Raw genomic sequence first — 4,492 nt, 5'->3', positions numbered from 1 at the left:
TGAAGCTCTTGCCCGGGAAACAAACTCAAACTAACAGTCCCTTGTCCTGCCTCGCGGGTGGAGGAATTTGACTGACCACACCCGGAGGAATTTGAAGTGACCCGCGGGGCCCTTTTTGGCACGCGTGACTTCGTAACGTGCGAACGCACCAACAATTGCGCGAAAGAGGTCGTCGGACAATGTCGGCTTGATCAGAAAGTCTTCCGCGCCCGCCTTGATGGCCTGCACCGTGGTCTGGATGTCGGGACGGCCGGTAAGAAATATAATCGGCAACGTCGAACCGAGTTCGTCCAATCGAGCTTGGAGTTCACGACCGCTCATTCCCGGTAGTCGTACATCGACAAGAATGCGGCCGGGCTTGCTTTCGTCCGGGAAGCGATCCAGCAACTGCTCGGCAGACGCGTAGGTCGCCACTTCGTACCCGGCGAGTTTCAGGCGACGTTCAAGCGCTATTCGGAAGGCACTGTCGTCATCGACAACATATACAAACCTCAGCACGCCCCTAAACCCCAAGGTCGTTGGTAGACCTACTTCAGCCGGGACCAGCTAAAAGAGCCAGTACAGCATTGATGTCGTCCAGGCTCCGCCGCGATGAACCGGCGAGGTGATGCCGATCAACGTATCCTACTCGACTGGCAGGTAGGCCTGACCATTTCCGACGATTTTGGCACCGTGATTGTACGGGCTATGTCGGGTGGCGTGCATACATGTTTTGCCCGCGCACGACGGCAGATGAAAAAATTTCGATAGGACTACTCTTCAAGTCGCTGCTTTCGATGGGCAAACTGTGAAAATGAAAGCAGCGAGCACTATGCACGCCCCAGACTAATCCTCGTGACCGCCAACGAGGGGGTTTGCAAGGCCAGTTTTGACCCGGAACGGACGTCTGGAGCATGACGAACTGGCGACTGCGCATCCCCAATTTGTGCCGAACAGGCGATTGCGCCGTGTGCGGTTAACCGAGGTAGGTAGTCGGATAGGATGTTTTTCGCGCCACAGTTCGTCGTTTTTTGCGAGGACCTCGCGGAAAGCAGTTGGCCTTTGACCGACATCGAGCTACCCCTTGCTTATGAGCAAGAGCAGGAGTTTCCGGCTTGTTCTGATCAAGCCGTCACACTACGACGACGATGGCTACGTCATTCGATGGTGGCGCGGCGGCCTGCCTTCGAACTCATTGGCCTGCCTTTACGGCATCGCGCTCGATTGTCGTGAACGCCAGGTTCTCGGGCCCGATTTCGATATCGAGATCGACGCCATCGATGAGACCAACTGGAAGGTGCGTGTCGCGGATCTGGCGCGCGCAATCAAGGCCGCGGATTCTGGTATGGTGATGCTGGTCGGAGTCCAGTCCAACCAGTTTCCCCGATCGCTTGATCTGGCGAGACGTTTTCGCAAGCTCGGAATCCACGTTACGATCGGCGGCTTCCATGTGTCCGGCACCCTCTCGATGCTGCCGGAGCGCGATCCCGGCGTTCAGGAGATGATGGACCTCGGTGTGTCGGTCTTCGCAGGCGAGGCCGAGGGACGGCTGGACGGGCTGTTGCAGGACGCGGCCGCCGGGCGATTGCAGCCTCTCTACAACTACATCGACGATCTGCCACACCTGGAGAGCCAGCCATTGCCAATCATTCCCCGCCAGCAGATCCGGCGGGTTATCGGCCACACCACGAGCTTCGACGCCGGGCGCGGCTGCCCGTTCCAGTGCTCGTTCTGCACCATCATCAACGTGCAGGGCCGCAAGTCGCGACGCCGCAGCGCCGACGACATCGAGGCCGTGATCCGCGCCAACGTCGCCCAGGGTGTCTTCGCCTTCTTCCTCACCGACGACAATTTTGCGCGCAACAAGGATTGGGAAAGCCTGCTCGACCGCATCATCGCGCTGCGCGAGAAGGAGGGCTGGGACCTCCGCTTCACGATCCAGGTCGACACGCTTTGCCACAGCTGCCGAACTTCATCGAGAAATGCGCCAAGGCCGGCGTCCGGCGATGCTTCATCGGCCTCGAAAATGCGAGATGATGCTGGCCTGGAAGAAGGCCAGAATCATGACCGTCGGCGGCTACATTCTGGGCTTTCCCAACGACACACCGGAATCGATCGTCCGGGACATCGAGATCATCAAGCATGAGCTGCCGATCGACATGCTGGAGTTCTTCTTCCTGACGCCGCTGCCGGGCTCGGAGGATCACAAGACGCTCTACATGAAGGGCGTCGCGATGGATACGGACCTCAACAAATACGACCTGGACCACGTCACGGTCGACCACCCCGCCATGTCCAAGGTGGACTGGGAGCGGGCCTGCGAGCTCGCCTGGAACACCTATTACAGCTGGGAGCACATCGAGACCCTGATGCGGCGTGCCGCGGCGATGGGCAACAATGTCGGCAAGATCGGGACCTACGCGCTTTATTTCAAAGGCTATCATCCCATCGAGCGGGTCCATCCGCTCGAAGGGGGTGTGCTGCGCCTCAAGAGCCGCGACGAGCGGCGTCCGCATCTGCCGGTCGAGCCGGCCTGGTCGTTCTATCCGCGCTATGTCGCCGAGACCGTCGTGAAGGCCGCGCAATGGGCATCGCTAGCGCTGCGCCTCCACCGGCTGGCGCGCAAGGTCAAGTCGGATCCGCGCCGGCTCACCTATGTCGATGAGGCGATCACACTGCTGCCCGACGAGACTGAGAATCTGGACTTGTACAAGACGCGGTCCAGCCAGGCGTTTCTCGATCAGCGGCGACATATCGAAGAGGCGCAGAAACCTAAGTTGGCAGTGCGGTAGTTGCCAACTCGCGTTAGTTGATTTCTCAAGCTGCCGCGAACCATCGTATCCTCACAGATGGACGGACAAGCGACGTCCGTTTGCACCGAACAGCCCCAAAACGTCACTTCGGCTTTGGCCCTTCTCGGACTTCGAGCAATGTCTGCTTCTGCGCCGCTATTAGGGAATGAGCGGACATCAGGCGCTCCGGGCCCTCGTTGTGCCCTGCACGTTATCCCGACAAGCGGAGCCATCTGGTGGCGCTGCGACCGACGAAGATTTCCGCGAACGATCCGCCATCAACGTGGTGGCCTGGCGAGCGCGGCTTCATTCTAGAGAGAGGCACTTGCCTTCATGGTACGTCTCCCACCAGCATTTGTTGCGATTGGTGCCCGACCGAGGTCCATGCGGACGGCGGCATCAGAATGATGATTTCGCGGGACCGTCGCCAGCGTGCTATCTCATTCATACTCCGCCTGTATGTCTATCTTGCCTCTCGCGGAGCGCCCAAAAAGATGCTCTTCGCGCACAATTTCCCTTTGACTTAAATCAATGCCCCATTCTGCGGGCACGCGAAACGAATCCCGGATTCGATGACTCAATCGGGAGAGCGCTATGGCCAAAACGATGAGGGCGGCGGTGGTGCGAAAGTTCACAGAGCCGCTGGCGATCGAGGAGGTTCCGGTTCCCGAAGTTGGAGGAGGCCAAGTCCTCGTGAAGATCGAAGCATGCGGCGTTTGCCACACCGACCTACATGCAGCGGACGGCGACTGGCCAGTCAAACCTACGCCGCCGTTCATACCCGGTCACGAAGGCGTCGGTACAGTCTCCGCCATTGGTAAGGGCGTGACCGCGGTCAAGGAAGGCGACCGGGTTGGCGTACCCTGGCTGCACACGGCCTGTGGTCATTGCAGGCACTGCCTTGCTGCCTGGGAAACCCTGTGCGATTCGCAGCAGAACACGGGCTATTCGGTCAATGGCGGCTTCGCGGAATATGCGTTGGCCGATCCCAACTATGTGGGCCATCTTCCCGCTGGTCTGGACTTCGAGCCAGCGGCTCCGATCCTCTGCGCTGGCGTGACGGTCTACAAAGGCTTGAAGGAGACGGATGCTAAGCCCGGTGAGACGGTGGTCATTTCCGGCATCGGGGGATTGGGCCACGTCGCAGTGCAGTACGCGAAAGCCATGGGCCTCGAGGTGATCGCAGTCGATATCTCGGACGAGAAGTTAGCGCTGGCGCGCAAAATGGGCGCCGACGCGGTGATCAACGCCAAAACGGCCGATGCGGTTGCCGAAGTGAACAAGCTTTGCGGTGGCGCGCAAGGTGTCCTCGTGACCGCCGTCTCGCCCAAAGCGTTCAGCCAAGCTCTTGGTATGCTTGGCAAGCGAGGCACCATGTCCCTTGTTGGTCTGCCACCAGGCTCTTTCGAACTGGATATCTTCAACACCGTTCTAATGCGCAAGACGATCCGGGGATCAATCGTGGGAACACGACTCGACCTCGCCGAATGCCTGCAGTTTGCCGGCGAAGGCAAAGTGAAAGTCCATTACACAACCGAGCGACTGGAAGATATCAATGGCATCTTCGGTCGCATGCGCGACAACAAGATTGACGGTCGTGTGGTCATGAAGATCTAGTACCCGGAATCAGAGCTGAGTGATACGGCGGCCTTTGAAACGGCGTTGACGGACCTTTTTCTTGGTCCAGACGAAGGGCTCGGCTCTGTCGTTGTATGCGTTGA

At 59.1% G+C, this 4,492-nt stretch carries 4 protein-coding genes; 3 read left to right on the top strand and 1 reads right to left on the bottom strand.

Annotated elements, in window-relative coordinates:
- Positions 1-30 precede the first annotated feature (30 nt).
- Positions 31-498, bottom strand: a complete 468-nt coding sequence (locus QJT78_RS48875) for a response regulator (protein ID WP_348652440.1) — start codon at positions 496-498, stop codon at positions 31-33.
- Positions 499-1,069: 571 nt separating this feature from the next.
- On the opposite strand from QJT78_RS48875, the gene QJT78_RS48870 reads away from it, so the two are divergent.
- From QJT78_RS48870 to adhP, 3 genes are all read left to right on the top strand, one after another.
- Positions 1,070-2,125: a radical SAM protein gene (locus QJT78_RS48870; protein WP_240537824.1), complete on the top strand. Its 1,056-nt coding sequence runs from the start codon at positions 1,070-1,072 to the stop codon at positions 2,123-2,125.
- On the top strand, positions 2,043-2,771 hold the full coding sequence (locus tag QJT78_RS48865; RefSeq protein WP_240537823.1) for a hypothetical protein: 729 nt from the start codon (positions 2,043-2,045) through the stop codon (positions 2,769-2,771). The genes QJT78_RS48870 and QJT78_RS48865 overlap by 83 nt, the downstream gene beginning before the upstream one ends.
- A gap of 594 nt (positions 2,772-3,365) precedes the next feature.
- Positions 3,366-4,388 (top strand): alcohol dehydrogenase AdhP, encoded by a 1,023-nt coding sequence (gene adhP / locus QJT78_RS48860; protein WP_038945410.1) that lies wholly within the window; start codon positions 3,366-3,368, stop codon positions 4,386-4,388.
- Positions 4,389-4,492: the final 104 nt, after the last annotated feature.

The sequence above is a fragment of the Bradyrhizobium sp. Mp27 genome (assembly GCF_029953005.1).
Taxonomy (GTDB): domain Bacteria; phylum Pseudomonadota; class Alphaproteobacteria; order Rhizobiales; family Xanthobacteraceae; genus Bradyrhizobium; species Bradyrhizobium barranii.
Note: the sequence above shows the minus strand (reverse complement) of the source record. Positions and strands in the feature narration are given on the sequence as shown.